Consider the following 15,438-nt stretch of genomic DNA (forward strand, 5'->3'; position numbering starts at 1 on the left):
CCTTCCAAATTCTCTGTTAACCGATTCGCTATGACAGAATGACAAAAAGACAGAATGGCAATTTTCATTTGCCAATGGTATCTTTCATCTGCTGCATCTGTTCTTCGTGATCCATCCAAATCTCCGGATTGCCGAGCGGTGGATCGTGGGACTGTTCAGGTGATGAAACTGGCTCCTGGGTAGCAATCGGTGGATTCAAAACGAAATGGCGAGCAGGTTTCCTTCCCACCCCCGTACCGACGGATTCTTCCCAGTATCCTTTGCCCGCTTCCACCATGCTGTTCAGTAATTGCTCCGCTTCCTGTGCGGTTTTCATGTTCTTCTTGCGTTGGACATCCCGAATACTGACTCGGCCACCATGTTTGCGGATCCAGTGGGATAACTGGTCAAGTTGTGAAACAACCTTCACCTCATCCGGATGATCCAGGAGATAATAAACCCTCAACGTTTCATTGCGGAACCATTCGGCCAGTTCAATCGCGTACTGCATGCTGGTAGCATCAACCATGTCGGGATTCACATTTTCACCCGCTGCGAACCGTACCATATGCAGAATCAGAGCAAGCCGTGCAGGTAATGACTTGTGCTTTGCATTGGCAGCAGCCAGGTCACCTTCCAATTCCAGATGCTCTTCTCCCAAACGATTAAATTGCTGCTGAAATAGTGAAAATGCCTTTGTTTCCAGCATGAGAAACTTGGGATCTAGTTGGCCTTGTTCGCCCCGCACCATCTCCAAACTGAATAATTTCTCAAACAGAGAAGACATGGCTTTGTCCAGTTGAGGGTTAAACGAATAATCCTGCAACAACTGTGCCCGTCTTTCAGGCCAGGCAAATTGGAATCGTGCCGCCAAGCCGGAATCCCGATTCTCTCTGGTCAGGATGGCTCGCAGGATTCCTGGCTGGATACCTCCGGTGACATTGACCGTAGCTCTGGGAATATAGACCCATTCTTTGCCCGTTTTTCGATAATAATCAATCTCATCGCCATCGTACATGGAAAGATATGATTTCATATCAGATGATTTCCCATTGCCTCGATAACGGGTGTGGGAGCTGAACCAGCTGGCCAACTCATCAACTACAACGATGGTGCCCCGAGGGTTGTCTTGCAAAATGGAAGTCATCCCTTCCAGCGTGGTATCGGTGATCAGATACCGAACAGCGGGCAGGACTGAGGGGCCCATTTGACGTTTCTGTTTGGGCTTTTGTGGTGGATCCTCATTCCAAACTGGTGCTGAAGGCGCATCTCCGATTTGACCTTCCTTATCCCATTTCTTGTACTGGCTTTCCCACTGTTTGAGTGCTTGCTGGTGTTCCCGTTCACGCTTTGCATACGCATCCTTTTTGCGGCGATATTCTTCCATTTCCTCTTGATCATTCTCTCTCTGGTAATGTTGTTGCTCTGTTTGGGCTTTCAATTGTTGCTCGTATTGCTGGTAAGCCTGCTTGTTCTTTTGACGAGTAAACTTCATCACTGCTCGAAATGCCGGACTTTTTCCATCACCAGATTCTCCCACGATCATTGACCAGATAATCGGCGGTGCTTTGAAGGTTTCATTAATTTGCAACCAACGAGAATTACCGATCGCACTGCCAAAAGCAGAAATCAATGGCACTGCGATGTATGATGGATCACAGCCGATTTGCTGAGCAGTGTCACCGATGTAATCCCGGACTGGCGCAGGAAAGCAGTGCACTGGAAACGGTTTGGCTGGCAGCAGACCAGATCTGGCTTCTGATTCTTCAGGAGTGATTCCAACAAATGGTTCCGATTCTTCCGCAATTTGCTTTAGTTGGGTAGCCAGTTCATCGTTGGAGACATGGGAATGGGCTTTGACCCAATCAAACAGATCCCCTTTGGGTGGGAGATTCGGTAATAGGACAATCTTGATCTGGGTAGCAGGATCGATTTTGTGCAGGATCGTTGCAACTGATTCTGCATATTTCAGACCAGGATCATCATTGTCCCTGCAAATCCAGACCGTCTTTCCTGCCAGTGGTCGCCAATCGGTGTAATGGGCCGCTTGGGAACCACTGGCACTGGTAGTAGCGACAAATCCCAGTTGAATGGCAGCATCTGCAGCCTTCTCTCCCTCGGTGACGACCACCAAATCCTGAGCAGCTAATTGAGGCAATCGGTAGAGCGGTCGCGGCGTGGGCATCACTTCCATTCGCCATTGGGAATCATCGCCACGTGAAAAGGGGCGGATCTCCTTTTTCCCGTTCTGGTTCCAACGGGCCACCACTCCCACCAGCGCACCGTGGGTATCGTGATAATTCCAGAGTTGATCTGGTTCTCGTCCGAATGAGGAATTCCCACATGAAGAAATCGCTTCTTCGACAGTTGGGAAGTCCGGCTTTTTGGGAATTATCCTCGGAGGCACTTTTTCTGCTGGAAACAGGTCTTCCATGGTCAATTTCGCAGCATGAACAATCTCCTCAGCGGAGCATCCCCGTGATTTGCAGCAAAGCAGGATTTTGCCGTCTGCTGCCAAATCAATCTTCAGACTGGGACGATGGTCGTTGTGGGCTGGGCAGAGGGCCTTCCACCCGTTTCCCTGCGGAGCAACCCCTTTGAAAGCAGCCAGCACCCATTCAAGGTGGAGGTTCATTCCTGACCTCCCTGATCGCCAGAGGTTTCCTGCTGCATTTCCGCAGCCAGAAATGCTTCCAGGTCACACCGGCGAAACATCACCGGACTGTTTTTGGCTGTTCCCAGCTTGATCCGTTTGACCCGCCCTTGTCGCACCAACTCCCAGAGGGTTCTGGTGGAGATGCTTAATAACCGAGCCGCTTCTCGAGGCCGTAATGCCAGTGGGGCACCATTCTGTTCTGGTGGTGAAATCCACATCGTTGTTTTCCTGTATGGCAGCATCGCCATGAAGGAATAGATGGGGACAGAAAATACAATCGACTTTTTGGTTTATTTCTTGATCTCGAATTGTTCCCAGGGAAAATCTCCGAAGCTATACAAACAAGTCAAAACTGCTCGTTACTTTGCGGTAAAAAATTGAAAATTCTCTGGTCAAAAAATGATTTTTGTTTTCGGTGACATTTTCTGGTTCTGTTAACGAGCATCGAGTTTACCAGTTTTCCGCCACTCACGAACCCTTTTGATCAAATTATTCAAACTTTTTCGATCCAGGTCGTGTTCGGCTAATAATTCTGCATTTTGCTGGCAGAATTCCTTCTTCGATTTGCCGTCTTGTCTCCATCGTTCCCAATGTTCGACAATCTCGATCAATTTCCACTCTTCTTCAGTCAACACCTTAGGTGGGCGTCCTTTTTGCGACTGAGTGATTGGAGTCGCTGTGCGTGCTGTCAAGATCCGTTGTTCATCCCGACGAGCTTGGCGAAGGACTGAGGCACATTCCCGAATTAATTCCACCAACACTGTGATCTCCTTCTCATCCTTGAATCGAAGATCACATGGGTCTCTGGGTAGCTTGATTTCCAGCTCTTTGGAAAGCAAGCCTGTCATGATTGCATAGAACAGTACGTCACAGATTTTTGCTTGAACCTTTTCAAGGACACGAGTCACTCTTGCTAATGACATGTTGAAAATATGACTGGACAGACTGCTTGAGTAATGTTGGTAAATGACAATTCTGGCAACCTGGTTTCTTCGAATGTCGGTAGCGACCTCATGCAAATAACTCCACAATGCAGTCTTTTCCAGTGGAATCATACGGTCAATAATCTTCTGCAAGTCTGGTTTCGATCGAATTGACCTGAATTTGTGATGGTAACTCGTTACCCACTCTATGGATGTAGCGAGACGTTGCAGATCAGCAATCTTCTTCTCCATCACCTGCGAAGGAGTTTTGTGTTTGTCGCGAAAGATGGTTTTGTACCAGTATTCGGGAGATTCATAATTCACAATTGTCGATGGAACAATTCCCATTTTCTAACCCTTTTGGCTGAATTCTGTTGGAGAATCAAAGCTGGATTTCGTTCAGGAGTAGATGTAAAAACGAGCACATAATAGCAATGTGTCCATTTAGACGATTTACATCCACTAAATAACTGAACTAATTACCATTAAATAATTCTATTCAGTAGTTTCGCAAAATGCGGCAAGGTCAAGAAGTGTTTTTTGTAAGTGCTTTTTTGGAAAGAACTTAGGAAGACTAAACTAATGTTGAACTTGACCAAAAAACAATGTACGAACTAGTGCTTTGACGCTTCGTCAAATGCTTTAGCCATTACAAACTTTGCTGGTCGATGTGACCCGGTGGCAATCCCTAGTCGTGGCATCAAAAGTTCGGGACGGTTTCCCTTACCAAGATTATTTGCAAACGGAAGGGAAAATGACGCGCGGCTGTTAACTAGCGGGTGGGGCAAAAAAGAGAGATCTCAGAGATATTTGGAGCAATTTTGCCCAAAGTTGGTGCTGGACCATGCCAGGAATTGAAAATAAGCTGCGGTCTCTGGAGAGATTAGAGAAGAGAGCAAAATCTGTAAGTGATTGCAAATAAAGCAGTTACGTCAGCGAAAACGTGTGCTTATATCGCTGGAATGGGGCTGTTAACTGGCTTGGATGGAAAATTCGAAGAGAATCAAATCAGCTCCCCAAGAGGGACGCTCTTCGTAACAAAACTCGATAAGACTTTTTGTCGATTCGTTCCTTGATCATCCACACATTGACCACCTTTTTTATAGATCAGAAATCAACGAAACGCTTTTCAGCTTCCCACACGAATTATACCAAGAAGTAACCAACTGACTCAAACAGGTGGCCGCGACCACGGGATATTTAGGATGAAAGGCTCGATTCGAAGTTTTTCACCAGGTTGCCCAGCAGCACAATATTTGTCCCTTTGGGAATTCAGGTGAGACTCGAGAGTCTCCAAACTGGTGTTCGCTCCTGTGCCATCATGCGGATGCCACTCTCCTGACCAGCCAACTAGGAAAACGCCGTGTGTCAAACCTTCTCCGACTAAATATCGCTTTCCAAGTTGTTCCACCAATCCACTACGCGTTTCATGATTGGTTGACCACTTCACTTCCACGACTACTGTTGCGAGAGAACTGCTCCCATGGCGTGGAGCGGTCACGCGGAGATCGAGTCGTTGACGTCCCGCGACTTGATCCTCACGTAAGATCTGTACTTCGATACCATCAGAGATTCGGGACAGTTCGTCAAGCAATCGTCTACGTAAGTAGGCTTGTAGAGCATCTTCTTCAAGATGAGATCGATTGGATTTATCTGCTTTCTTTCTGCCTTTTGCTGCTTTCATCCCACGGTCTGGGGCAGAATACAGCATCGGCAAATCATGATCAACGTCGTGTTGAATCTTACCTAACGCTTCTATCACAGCGTCTAGTAGATCGTCAGGTGAACGGATGAGCCGGTAGCCAGCACGGTCGAGTATGCGAACCGCGTCTTGAACTGATAACGCTGAAGAATCATGGCTAATTGAAAGATTGATCCCTGGTAAGAATTGAGCTGCCTGCTGGTTTGCACTATGACTATCGACCCATTCACGAATTTTTGGATCTAATTCCGACAGTCGGTTAACAGCATCCATGGCACCTTCTCCTGAATTATTGAGTAGCTGCATAATGATGCGGTTCCGAAGATTGCGGAGTTCCCAATCAGGAGGTAATTCCCCATCTCGATAATCTGGATCCGACGCTGATAGATATGCCTTGAGGAGTATTCTCCCGAGACTTTCAAGCTGTGATAGCGACCAGTGATTTGCGATCTCATCTTGCTCATTCCATAGGTATGGTAATTCTTCGAGAGACAACGAACCTCGGGAGGCGAAATCAGCTTCGATCAGGTCTAACGCTTGATCAGGGTTCAAGGCGAGCAGAAGATTGAGACCTGCTTGTCGAAGATGATCCGAATCATCGTTTGTCACCTGATACATCGCCCACACATCTACGATTGGCTTGGCTCGGTCCGGTGATCGGGTCACAAGTTGCTCAAGCAATTCTCGGCGGTTATTAGGTCTCACTCTTTCATCTGCGATGAGTTGAACGAACAGATTGGTCATGTTGTCTGTCCAGCATTCCGGAAGGATCTCTCTTAAGATTGACGGAATGCCTTCGCGGCGGGCATGTAGTTCGATCGATTTAAGTAAGGCCGTTTCAGTTGCCACTGAAGAAGTTTCACTGCAGGCTGTTATCGGTTCAGCCCAACCTCCAGACATTCGTGCAAATAAAGTGGTCGGCAACCATCGGCGAATCAATTCTTCAGTCAACCAGTTAGCATGGTTTACAGATCCAATTACTTGTGCGAAAGCAGCCCCTTCTGATAGGATGTTCGAAGGAAAATTTCCTGATTGTGGTATCGTTGTGGGCTCTCCAACTTCGAGACCCTTGCATAATGCTTCCATTACCTGATTCTGGAGTTCACTTGGCAAGTCTCGCAAGCTGTTGCCAGGAATTTCTCGATTGACACTGAAGTTGGCAAGGCACATCCAGCTCAACTGACGCATCAACTCAGGTGCACTAATTTCACTGTTGGCTAAAATTTGCGAGACACGTTCGGCGAGCGGTCTGCGGTTTGGGTCACGAGCTTCTGCTTCCTGTTGTTTCGCGGCATCGGCCTCTCTTTCCTGCTGAAACCGCAGTCTACCTTCTTCATCCTCGGCTCTGAGGCCGGGGGCGTGTTCATCGACAAGCTGAATGAAGGTCTGCCATTTGTCGTCGGATATCTGGCCATTTTCCTTCGCTTGCGTAGCAAGCCAGAGTACCTGGTACCAAATTGTGCGATTGTTCCAGCCACTGAGGGCCTGATCGCGTAGCCACGACCAGTCTTCAGGTTCCAAAAGATTCCCGACGTTGAACTGCCCAGCCTCGAGATGAATCTGGTACATTCGTCGCCGAGCAGATATAAGCTGACGTAAGTGAATTATGATTGTTCGCGATGCAGACCAACCCATATCATCAGATAAATTTTCTCTTACAAAATCAAGCAGGTGATTGATATCATCCTGATCTGGATGTGATTCGTTTAAAACTAATTCGACCGCCCGGAAGAGATATTTCGGAAGTTCGTCAGGCCGATGCTCATCTGCATGCCGTTGCCATAGTTCCCGTAAGTGTGGAAGTATGTGCCGAGCGTCATCGAGCGTTATCCTGTCTTCTAAGTAATGTAGGATCATACTTCGAATATCTAATAGCCTTGGATTGATTCTTGGAGCGTACAGTGCAACCTGCCAGCATGGCCAATTATTGCGATTCAAAAGATCCCAGATGAGTACTCCACGGATTCGACATTCGATTTCAGAATCATTGCTGCTCTCTGCAATTGGCCCCAAAAGCGCAGCAATATGTTCCTTACCACCATAGCGGGTAACCATCCACATGGCCGAGTACCGAAGTTCACCTTCTTGCTTCTGATCAAGAACAATCTCGACCACCGCATCGACTGCTTCGATGGCTTGCGTCGCCTCAGCGACATCGATCAGGAACATCTTCACTCGATAAGGCCGGTTCACGTCGCGTAGTCGGTCAGCTAAAATTCTCCCCAATCCTTCCGCCCGAAGGCGAGCTAACTCCTCAGGTCTTTCATAGCTAGCACGAAGTCCCCAAGGCGACGCTGTGGCTAATTCCTCCAAATAGTCGATTGCCCTGATTACCTCCACCAAACTTGGTTCGACAGCATCAGAAGGTAGTAAAATACCACCTGATAATAATTCAATTATTCTTTTGGTGGCTTGATCAGTCGTTACAGCCATGAGTAGTCTTGCGATCTCCCGAAGCCTGAATGGCATCTTCCCATCGTGCCCCTGCAAGAGTGACTTCAAAGCAGGCTGCGGCAGGTCCTTGAGTGCAAATGCGGTGAGCCAATCTTGTGCGTTCTGTTGTACAAAACGATAGCGAACAGGGTCCCCAGATGTACTGAATAGTGCAGATTGACAAGCATCTTTCGCAGCAATATGGGAGCGATTATCAGGGAATTGAAAAAGTACGCCTATCGTCGGTTCTTCAGTGTCTGGGCTCCATTCTCGAATGGTCTCACGACGAGTAAGTGTAAGTACTGCTGCTACTCTGCAGGCAGCGTTAAACCGCTCTGCAGGGTTGGTGGCGAAACGGACCATTCTGTTTGACTGGGGTTCTCCAAGGAGAGCTGTGAGTACCCCGCGCCAGACTTTGGCCACAGTCAGTGTATTGGCCTCCCGTTGGTAGGTTTTGAGGAAATTGAGGACCACAGGGTACCCGGCGACCGATTGTAGGTGGTTTCGGAGGATCAGTTCCTCCACGGCCCCAATCTGATCCGTACCAACAAGTGCTGACGCGGACGTGCGATCTAATCGCGTGAGCCATAATTGGGGCAAGCGAGTTCGCCCAGTAAGCGACTGATACCTTTCTATTAATTGGTCTTTTAGCGAACCCAACTCAGCATAGGGACGACTGAATAAGATCAAGCGAAGTTGACGTAGATGATTATTTGGTACTGCATTGATTTCTTCAACAATTCGTTGGAGTACGTATTGATTCGAATCGATTGCCTCGTCAACACCATCGAGTAGCCATACGGCAGTTGATGGGTTTTGATCACCCAGCCAGTTATGCCACCAATCAGGGGGGATCGTTCTGTCCGCATCTGGTGATCCAAGTCGCGTTAGGTAGACATACTCGACATCTGCAATTAGCGGTGGCTGCTCATTTCGCAAACGATTATATAATTCCCTTGCGACAGTGCTCTTACCGATCCATGGGCGTCCAAGGATCCATGTTACAGGACTTAAAAGTAAGTGATCGATCTGAAAAAGCCGAGGTGTCCTAGATTGATCTAGGAACCCCAGTTCGTCAAATCTTTCAGCATCGATTTCAGTGAATAAGCGTACGAACCCACCGATTGTGGCGCATGTATCCCGATCCCGTTCTTTCAATGTCCTAGGCGACGTGACCATTGGAATCGCCTCGGATGGCGGACTGTTCAGCTCGCGGCGATCCTTGACTAATTGAGGCACGTAACGGCGTTTCTCGGTCGAGATCCCGAGGCGTTCGTAGACGTTGCCTCCAATGCCTGGAACAACCTCGCCATTGTCGTTCCGCTCGGTGTCCTGCGAAAGTAGAAGAACTCGAAGCGACGAGCAATATCCGGCTCGAAGTCGTCCTTCAGTTGATTGTCGGCACCCTTGAAAATGACGGGGGCAAAGATCAACACGCGGCTCGGGTTACGCTCTTGGATTAGCTCCGTGATGTTCGTCCTGACCACACACCCGGTGGAGATGATCGACTTCACCACGAGGAACGCATCGCTCTCCCCCGGTTCGACGTATTTCCGAACGATGGGAGCCAACTCGAACTGCAGATCGGACTTCCCTTCCAACTTGACCCGGTCATTCCAGAAGCACGCGACCGAGACGTCCGGACCCTTGCGTGAGTGGATGCCGTCCTTCACGCCTCGGGCGAGGAAGTCCGCGTCCTCGTTCGTACAGATTAAGAGAAGATGCTTGATTCCAGACAACGTCCCGTTTAGCGACTTTCCAAACGCCTCGCCCAATTGAGTCATTGAGCGCCGATAGGCATCAGGTAGCGCAGCACCAACCAGTTCGTCGAGGAGGATCTTCACCTCATCCGTGGCAAGTGGGCTGTATGTTCTCATGGCAACAACTCTTCGAACTCGCTGAAATTCCTGGGGGGATTGACGAGCACCCTATCAACGAAACGTTTAAAGCTGTGATCGTCGCATCTGGTTACGAGTCCACTCTCTCTGGGACGGAGAAACCACTCGAAATAGCCCCGATCCACGTACCATTCTAAACCTTCGATTTGGCTCAGTATCGAGTTAAACTCGTCCCACTTCGGGTGTAGTGATGTTGGAAGTGGCCTCCGGATTCTCAGAGGCTGCTTGTGCAGCCATGCGATCATGGATCCAAGGTTCCCGTAACCTTCGTGGTCGATGTCACATTCGACCCATGCGAGATATAAACCCGGTTGCCACCTCTTCGAGGGCTGCGGGGCCTGGTTCTCGCCATGCTGTAATGGAACTAAGTGCTAACTGCAGATGGGGGCGTCGGCTCAGTTCAGAGGGCCGTCGCAGCCGCTGGAAGTGAACGACAGTGACGGGTCCGGTCAATGACACGGGCATGTTGGTATCCAACGATTTTTTCCGGTGGTCTTCTGACACGACCACACTGAGGCTGAACTCCTCGTTGCGAGCCTCACACTCGGCCTTCTGTGTTTCAAACAGCGTAGTTAGCTTTCCGTTGTCGCGCCTCCACGTGATCGTCTTGTCGTCTTTCAACTGGTAGTAATGCCGACGAGCACTCTCGCAAATCAGGAGGTCGTCAACGTGGCATCCCGCCTGCTCCTTGATGAGAACCGTGGATTTGCCCTCGAACACTGGCGGGGCAAGCTCAAGGAGTCGAGCGACGGCAAAGGCGTCTTCGAACCGGTTTCCTTTTCGGTTGTTTGCTCCTCCAATATCTCGATTCGCTTGGCTCACCGTCGCATCTCAATGGAAATAGGTTGTATTGTATCAGCAGAATCTTGGAACTGATAGAGAAATACAAACGGCGGAAGTCTAAGTAATTGAAACAAAGTACTAACCTTGTCATATTGAAAAGTCTGATTGAATATTGTGGCTTGAAACCCCGGCAGACCGAACCGTCTCGCGACACTGCTAAAACATATGTTCAAGAAGAATTAGCACCAGCAAATCTCCTTTTCATCCCCAATCGCACATCCAAAAGTACAACTTTTCAGAAAGCATTTACATGAATTTATGTGTCTGTTAGAGTGTAGGTATAGTAGTACACAGAGAAACAGATGAGAATTGAACAGAGAGACATATCGAAGGTATTTCCCTACCAGGACAATCCGAGGGTAATCGGTGCGGACTCCATCAACTCCGTGGCAAACTCGATCAGGGATTTCGGGTGGGTTCAGCCGATCGTGGTCGACCTGCAGAGCGTGATCATTGCGGGCCACACCAGGTACTTGGCAGCCCAAAAACTGGGCCTGAAAAAAGTGCCGGTGTTCGTTGCGGATATCACCGAAGAGGCAGCCAGGGCCCTCCGGATCGCCGACAACAAGACTGGCGAGCTGTCTAAGTGGGACGATATCAAACTGCCCACGGAGCTGAACTGGCTCAAATCGAACGGGTACAACCTGGCTGACTTTGGGTGGAATGATAAGGAGCTCGGAAAGTACCTGGGCAAGATCCTCGACGGTGGGCTGACCGATCCGGATCTGGTACCGGAACCGCCGAAGGAAGCAATCACCCAGCCAGGCAACCTGTGGCTCCCATTGGTGTGAAGGTCTTGGGCATCATTTTTTTGCTCGCTTCATCACCCTAAAGACTGAATCGTGGCAAGTTGTCTGTTTCAGTTTTTGGGGTTTTGGATTTGGAATTTTTGTAGGATCTGTACGCCCTACTTTGCTTTTTGCCCACTTCTTTTTCCACAGATTGCCCAATAATTCAGTTAGTCTTTCTAATATCCCCACTTCTTGTTTGATCCCTTGAAGCAGCATCTGCACATCGCGTTCGAAGCAATCGCGTTGCGGCCATCACCTCATCTCGGATATCTCGCCAGAGCATTTCGCCAGATACTTCATCTATTTTCTTTCCGTTTCCGACCGAAATATGCCATTTGATTGCTTCTGTAATGTTAAATAAAATGAGGCAAAGCGATGCTTGTATTAAACCAGCCTCTGGACTGGTACCTATCAAGTGACGCAACTGAAACACTTTTGTAATCGTCGCGTATACACGCTCAATATCCCAACGATAGCGATATATCTCTGCGATGTCGTCTGCAGGGTATCGTTTCGAATCGGTCAGGTCTGTTAGTAGTTGTATCTGCACTTTATCGCGGATAATGCTCAGTCGGCGTACTGCGATCAATTTCGTATTCTTTTGACTTGTGATCCAGCCATGTTCTTCGATAAGTTTTCGGCCATATCGGTCTTTGCCAATTCTCGCTGGTTTTTCCGGATCTTGAATAAATTGGGTAATGCTTGCAACTCGTAAAACAAAATGGCACCCGTCATCCTTGATCATTGCAATATGCTTGTAGAAACCATAGCATCGATCCGCCACAATTAATTTCTCGCCGCAATGGTCTTTCAGCTGTTGCAAAAGTGGAGCTAACAAGCGTGTTTCACTTGCTTCTCCATCCAATTCCGAAGCCATTTCCATTACCAGACCAGTACTCAGATTCACTGCAACAAGTGCTTTCCCTCCAAGCAATTTTGATGCATTTTGCTTGCTTATTCTTAAAGGAAGAAGGCGCCGCATCGTATGCTTAATTACTTTGCCATCAACGGCGACAACAGTAAGTTTGCAAAGAGATTTTGGTAATTTAGAAGTCATTTTTCTTGGCAAAAGCTTTGAAATAGCCCGACAAGAATGCGAAAGGAGCCCCGCCCCAACCTCTGGCGGCATATGCGCTAATTTGTCATAAAACGCTTTGAGCGATGTAGGCAATTCACCTTTTTCAGATGCATCGATCAGACGAGCCCTGGCAGAGTGATCGGGAGAAATCAGTGAATCTCTCAACAATTGGAAAAATGAAGAGAATGTCAAAATACGAGTGTAGGTGCGTCCACGATTTGATTGATAGATCGCTTCAAGCGTATTATTTTGGAAAATATCATCAAGCATGAGGAAAGCGGCTTCGGCTAAAGGTAGGCGTGATAAAGCCTCTGAAGCGAATGAATTTGAAGTCATCTGTCAATCCTTGACAAAACATAAAACCTTACTCTTAAAGAACTTAGCCAAATCCTCCCAGCAGTTCAAGACCTTCACACCAATGACCTGTGGCTCCTGGGCGAGCACCGGCTCCTGTGTGGAGATTCGACGAAGGCCGACGATGTAGGCAGGCTGATGGAAAGCGTGAAGGCCGACGCTTGCGTAACAGATCCCCCCTACGGAGTTTCGTACGTTGGCAAAACAAAAGATAAGCTGAAGGTGGAAAACGATCACCTCGACGAAAAGGGGCTGGCTGAGCTGGTGTCCGCTGCCTTTGACCATTCCCAGGCAAACTGTCGACCAGGTGCATACTGGTACGCAACCGTTCCCGCAGGCCCTCTGCACATCATGTTTGCGGACGACTGGAATCGGCGAGGCATTCTCCGGCAGATCCTGGTGTGGGCAAAAGATTCGATGGTGCTTGGTCACAGCGAGTACCATTACCAGCACGAGCCTATCCTGTTTGGCTGGATCCCTGGGGACCGGCACAAGAACGCAGACCGCACTCGGACCACGCTGTGGCAGCATCCAAGGCCCAAAGCGAGCCGTGAGCACCCGACCATGAAGCCGGTTTCCCTTTGGGCCCAGGCGTTGGGTGATGGCACGCGAGAAGGGGAAATTGTTTACGATCCGTTTCTCGGGAGTGGCACCACGGTGATCGCAGCTGAGCAGCTCAGAAGAAAATGTTATGGGGTTGAGATCAGCCCAAAATACTGCGACGTGATCGTAAAGCGGTGGGAAGGGTTTACCGGGCTGAAAGCGAAGCTGGCTGGGTAGCCTGGTAGTCATCTTGGGCCACTTTCACCACCTCGGGACATTGTTGGAACATCACATCAAAGAGCGGGATCAGTACCTGGCATTCGGCATTCGAAATCTCAGGGGAGGCTTCCGCAGATACAATCGCATTCATCATGTCGGCCATCTGCTGGGTGGTAAGCAACTTTTCCAGCCCACCGACCAGGACACCCAGTACGGTTTTGATCCAATGTTGGCCGTTGGGGGATCCGAGTAATGTTTCCAATTCGTTCGTAGACATTCGATTCTCCAAGTTAGAAGCATCATCACATTAGCGTTTGTTGATGCGTTTTCAAATGAAATTTGGGAAACTTTCAAGCAATTGCCTGCTTGTCGCTACTATTGATCCATTCCAAGTAACTGGGTGACACAGATCAGATCTAACGATGATTACATTTCTGGTATTGGTAGAGCAGACTTTGTTGTAAAACAGTGATAAACTGTAGTTTGAACTATTCGATAATATATCGTACACCGAATTTGCAATCTTCATGAGTTTAATCGTGAATCGCTCCTCAATCATAGATCAGTTTCCCTATCCGATTGCGTTGCCGTACTCACTTATATTCGACGAGTCGCTTTTACCTTCGGAACGTCGCTGGGCACTGTGTTTTACCCAATATCAAACTCTGCGGATGGTCGTGTTGGCCTTTATCAGTCAGTACCTGCGGACTCCAATCGATGAGACTGCGAAAGAAGCTGTTAAAACTACCAATGAGCGTATTGCATCCCTGCGTTCTCCGATGTTCTCCGATTGGGTTACTGCAGTTCGCACCCTGCCCAGAAAGTGGCCGGCCCTGAAACTTACCCAACCATTTCCTGATTTGCCCGATAATTTGAAGAAATTGCCATCAGTAGAGAGAAGCATTCCGGATTCAAGCAGGATAACAAAACTCCAGTCCCTGGAAGCAATCGTCGCCCTACGCAACTATATCGCCCACGGCGGCCTCCCGGACCAGCAGCAGGCCGAGCGACACCTGGCCGAATACATCCCGGTCCTGGAGGAGGTGCTCACCGCCTTCGCCTTCCTCGCCGACTGCCAACTGCTGGTTTGCGATGACACTGAGAAGGTGAAGCAGGGGCTGCCGGTAGCGGTGCGGTCGCTGACCGGGGTGACCCCACTAGAGCCGGTAGAAACGGACCTGACGCCGGAGTTGGAGGCGGCGTTTGGTGAGTCCGTCGCCGTGCTGGTCACACCCACCAAGGTGCCGATCCCCCTCGACCCACTGCTGCGACCGCTCCCGCACGATGAGCCGCTCTACCTCTACGACGGGCACTACGGCATCCGGGTGACGGCCAAGACGGAGGCGGTGAACAGGTACGTCTACTACCTGGGGGTACGGGACAAGCGCAGCGGCACGCCGGACTGTCAAGCGGCTGCTGAACGCTTGCGGGAACTACTCGTTGCCCGCAACATTAACTACGACCTGCCGAAGGAACGGGTCTACCCGTGGACGATCGCCGAGGCCGCCCTCGACTACTCCCGTCGGACTCTCACCGACCTGCGCGGCACCAAATACTTTCCGGAGTGCTACGAGCCGTTCCCGAAAATCGGTGATCACCTCGACCGCTTCCTGAGCGTGCCAGCCCGCGACCAGTGGAAGGACACTACCCGTCCGCGGTTCCTCAATTGCCTGCTCCTGCTCGGCACCGCTGGCAGTGGGAAAACAGCCCTTCTCGCCCGATGGGTGGAGCAGTTGCTTAACACACTGGGTAATTCGCCAAACACGCTCGCCGACCCCGAAGCCGACCGCGGCAACCCTAATGTGGTTCTCTTCCTCCGCGGCAACGGCATCGCGCTGCGGCCGGACGGGGTGTCGCTGTTCGGCGACGTGGCCGAGAAGCTCGGCGTGTCTGTCGGCGAGAAGGGGATCGGCAGCTTCGACGAACTGTTCGCCCACCTACACACCGGATTTCTGAAAGATCAGGCGCAGGCCGCCGGCTGGTGCTAGTGGTTGACGCCCTAAACGAGGCACCATTCGC

Annotated in this window: 11 protein-coding genes; 3 read left to right on the forward strand and 8 right to left on the reverse strand. The window is 49.7% G+C overall.

All coding sequences use genetic code 11. The annotated features are described in order from the left end of the window. Window positions 1-64 precede the first annotated feature (64 nt). The 6 genes from R3B84_09765 to R3B84_09790 all read right to left on the reverse strand — a co-directional run bounded on the left by R3B84_09765 (window position 65) and on the right by R3B84_09790 (window position 10,413). Window positions 65-2,614: a DUF3987 domain-containing protein gene (locus R3B84_09765; protein ID MEZ6140845.1), complete on the reverse strand. Its 2,550-nt coding sequence runs from the start codon at window positions 2,612-2,614 to the stop codon at window positions 65-67. After that, window positions 2,611-2,853 carry a helix-turn-helix domain-containing protein gene (locus R3B84_09770; protein ID MEZ6140846.1) on the reverse strand — a complete coding sequence of 81 codons (243 nt, stop codon included), beginning with the start codon at window positions 2,851-2,853 and terminating at the stop codon, window positions 2,611-2,613. The genes R3B84_09765 and R3B84_09770 overlap by 4 nt, the downstream gene beginning before the upstream one ends. 216 nt (window positions 2,854-3,069) lie before the next feature. Then, on the reverse strand, window positions 3,070-3,906 hold the full coding sequence (locus tag R3B84_09775; protein MEZ6140847.1) for a hypothetical protein: 837 nt from the start codon (window positions 3,904-3,906) through the stop codon (window positions 3,070-3,072). A gap of 823 nt (window positions 3,907-4,729) precedes the next feature. After that, window positions 4,730-8,632, reverse strand: coding sequence for a hypothetical protein (locus R3B84_09780; GenBank protein MEZ6140848.1), 3,903 nt, complete (start codon window positions 8,630-8,632; stop codon window positions 4,730-4,732). A gap of 287 nt (window positions 8,633-8,919) precedes the next feature. Further along, window positions 8,920-9,570 (reverse strand): hypothetical protein, encoded by a 651-nt coding sequence (locus tag R3B84_09785; GenBank protein ID MEZ6140849.1) that lies wholly within the window; start codon window positions 9,568-9,570, stop codon window positions 8,920-8,922. Window positions 9,571-9,870: 300 nt separating this feature from the next. After that, window positions 9,871-10,413, reverse strand: coding sequence for a hypothetical protein (locus R3B84_09790; GenBank protein ID MEZ6140850.1), 543 nt, complete (start codon window positions 10,411-10,413; stop codon window positions 9,871-9,873). A 323-nt stretch (window positions 10,414-10,736) separates the two neighbouring features. Between R3B84_09790 and R3B84_09795 the strand changes: the two genes are divergently transcribed. After that, window positions 10,737-11,225, forward strand: a complete 489-nt coding sequence (locus tag R3B84_09795) for a ParB N-terminal domain-containing protein (GenBank protein ID MEZ6140851.1) — start codon at window positions 10,737-10,739, stop codon at window positions 11,223-11,225. 163 nt (window positions 11,226-11,388) lie between these two features. Here the strand turns inward: R3B84_09795 and R3B84_09800 are convergent, their stop codons facing one another. Further along, a complete protein-coding gene (locus tag R3B84_09800; protein ID MEZ6140852.1) occupies window positions 11,389-12,639 on the reverse strand; it encodes an IS4 family transposase in 1,251 nt (416 codons plus the stop codon). A 156-nt stretch (window positions 12,640-12,795) separates the two neighbouring features. Here R3B84_09800 and R3B84_09805 point away from each other — a divergent pair, with 156 nt between their 5' ends. Further along, window positions 12,796-13,437 carry a DNA methyltransferase gene (locus R3B84_09805; GenBank protein ID MEZ6140853.1) on the forward strand — a complete coding sequence of 214 codons (642 nt, stop codon included), beginning with the start codon at window positions 12,796-12,798 and terminating at the stop codon, window positions 13,435-13,437. Here R3B84_09805 and R3B84_09810 read toward each other — a convergent pair. After that, window positions 13,406-13,696 (reverse strand): hypothetical protein, encoded by a 291-nt coding sequence (locus R3B84_09810; protein MEZ6140854.1) that lies wholly within the window; start codon window positions 13,694-13,696, stop codon window positions 13,406-13,408. The two genes, R3B84_09805 and R3B84_09810, sit on opposite strands and share 32 nt — an antisense overlap. A gap of 262 nt (window positions 13,697-13,958) precedes the next feature. On the opposite strand from R3B84_09810, the gene R3B84_09815 reads away from it, so the two are divergent. After that, entirely contained in the window at window positions 13,959-15,407 is a 1,449-nt protein-coding gene (locus R3B84_09815) for a hypothetical protein (protein MEZ6140855.1), read from the forward strand. Window positions 15,408-15,438: the final 31 nt, after the last annotated feature.

Origin of the sequence: Zavarzinella sp. (assembly GCA_041399155.1) — a bacterium.
GTDB lineage: Bacteria > Planctomycetota > Planctomycetia > Gemmatales > Gemmataceae > JAWKTI01.